The 2,232-nt window shown below is 38.0% G+C and carries 2 protein-coding genes; one reads left to right on the top strand and one right to left on the bottom strand.

All coding sequences use genetic code 11. The features are described 5' to 3' along the window. Nucleotides 1–701: AAA family ATPase (locus tag Q0486_RS02960; protein WP_299230217.1), on the bottom strand; the 701-nt coding region annotated here is incomplete at its 3' end. A 153-nt stretch (nt 702–854) separates the two neighbouring features. On the opposite strand from Q0486_RS02960, the gene Q0486_RS02955 reads away from it, so the two are divergent. Beyond that, the coding region (locus Q0486_RS02955) for a hypothetical protein (RefSeq protein ID WP_299230216.1) at nt 855–2,232 on the top strand (1,378 nt) is incomplete at its 3' end.

Below are 2,232 nucleotides of genomic sequence, written 5' to 3'. Positions count from 1 at the left end.
GTAAAATATTTTACAATTTCCTCCTGAGTAATACCGCAAAGAGCCTCATAACGTACATCCATACTTATATCTTTCGGCTGATTGAATCCGCTGAACACACTTACCTGCGAGAACTTGGTTACACCTGTTAGCAGTACGAACTGCAGGTGTTTGTCCGCTCCCTTAAACACGGAATAAAAAGCTTTCAGAACATTGCGATGTCTGTCCTCCAGATTGGTATCCACCTCCAGTACATCAAGCATAGGTTTGTCGTATTCATCTACAAGTACCACTGCGCGTCGGCCAGTCTGAAGATGAGCGGCCTCGAGAATCTTTATAAAGCGGTCTCCAAGACCCAATTCATTTACTCGTACAGGCAGATTGTACTTCTGTTCCCATTCCGCCAGATAAAAGTTAAGTTTCTTCTCCAGTTCTCCGGGATTGGTAAAATTAGTCGCGTTGAAATCCACATGGAAAACGGGATACTCGTTCCATTCTGTCTCCATCTTTTCTATGGCAAGACCACGAAACAGTTCCTTGCGTCCTGAATAATAGTTTTCCAGAGTAGAAACAAGTAGGCTCTTTCCGAACCGTCTTGGACGACTGAGAAAATAAATGCTTCCATTATGTGTAAGGTCATAAATAATGTCAGTTTTATCAACATATATATAACCTTCTTGAATAATGCGTTCAAAACTTTGGATACCAATTGGAAATTTCATAACCTGATTCTTTTTGTACATTAGGCAAAGGTAAATAAAAAATTGGACTTTCACGTCATTAATTCATAGCTCTTTCCCTTAGCCTTAACAAAATGCGCACACTAATGTGTATAGTGCCGGAATATTCTTATTTTTGCCGGAAATTTTTGTAAAATGAGAAAGATAACTCACTATATTCTGTACATTCTGATTGCTTTTACAGCCCTTTTGAATATCCGATGTGGCGGAGACGGCAAGGAGAAAACTCCTCTTCCGGAACTGGTTCATGCTGAATCCGTGATGTTTGATTACCCGGACAGTGCATTGCACATATTGAAGTCAATGCCGATGCCTTCAGCACGCTGGGATAAGGAGAACCATGCATTGTGGTGTCTGCTGACTACACAGGCTATGTATAAACAAATGATGAAAATTTCTTCTGATTCACTTATTAGGATAACATACGAGTATTATAAACCTACTGATAATGTCCTTAGAAAAGCAATGTCTGCTCTTTACATGGGAGGGGTGAATTATAATCTTGGTAATATTGAAGAGTCTGTCAGATTTTATTTAGTGGCCAAGACTGAAATGGAGAAGACCAATGATTATAAATTGGGCTATCTGGTTATGTCAGGATTAGGAAGAATATATTTATATCGTAATCTTATTGAGTATGCGTTTGAAGCTTGTCAAAGTGCATATAATTATTCTGTTAAAGATTCGAATTTGCGCTATCAGATGGTTTCTTTACAATATTTAGCAAGATGTTATTGCTTATTGAATAATCTAGATAAAGCTGAACAGGTATATGAACAAAGTGCAGAATTGGCTTTAAAATTAAAGAATGATAATTTTTATGCTGTTGTACAGCAAGAATTGGCTTTGGTTTATATTGCTCAAAAAAGATTTTATGAATCTCTTGAGGTAGTACAAACATTACAACCTTCTTTTCAAACCTATTTGTTGCGAGGACAAATATATTTATGTCTGTCTAAGTCAGATTCAGCTTTATATTATTTAAAAAAATCATTAAGAACCGATAACGTATATACAAAACGTTCTGTCTATAAAACGTTGTATCAGTTATCTTGTGATTCAGAATTAAATATATACATGAAAGAGTTTTGCGATTCTCTTCTTTTCTATACCGACTCTGTCATGTCCTTAGACAAAGGTAAGGAAATCATCGCCTATAAGGAGAAGTACGACCACCAGAAACTCATTACCGAACAGCTGCGTTTGAAGCTGGAGAAGGCAGATGCACAGCGTTTGCTGTTCATCATCACGATATGCCTAATTGTGGTTATATCTGTCGTAGCATACCTCTATCAGAAACGTCTTGTCCGTAAGGAAACTACTATCCGCAAACAGTCGGAACAGCTACAGAACTACATGCTTCAACTTCATGAATACGAGACGCGCCTCATGCAGAACAACCGCTATATGGAGGAACTGCAGGAGCAGATAGCGGGTCAGGAAGTTAATTCTGAAGATATAGAATCATACCGTGAACAGATAGACAGTCTTCAGTCAGAGAATAGCAGGCTGT

The sequence above is a fragment of the uncultured Bacteroides sp. genome, from assembly GCF_937912035.1.
Lineage (GTDB): Bacteria > Bacteroidota > Bacteroidia > Bacteroidales > Bacteroidaceae > Phocaeicola.
This window is presented reverse-complemented; position numbering and strand designations above follow the sequence as displayed.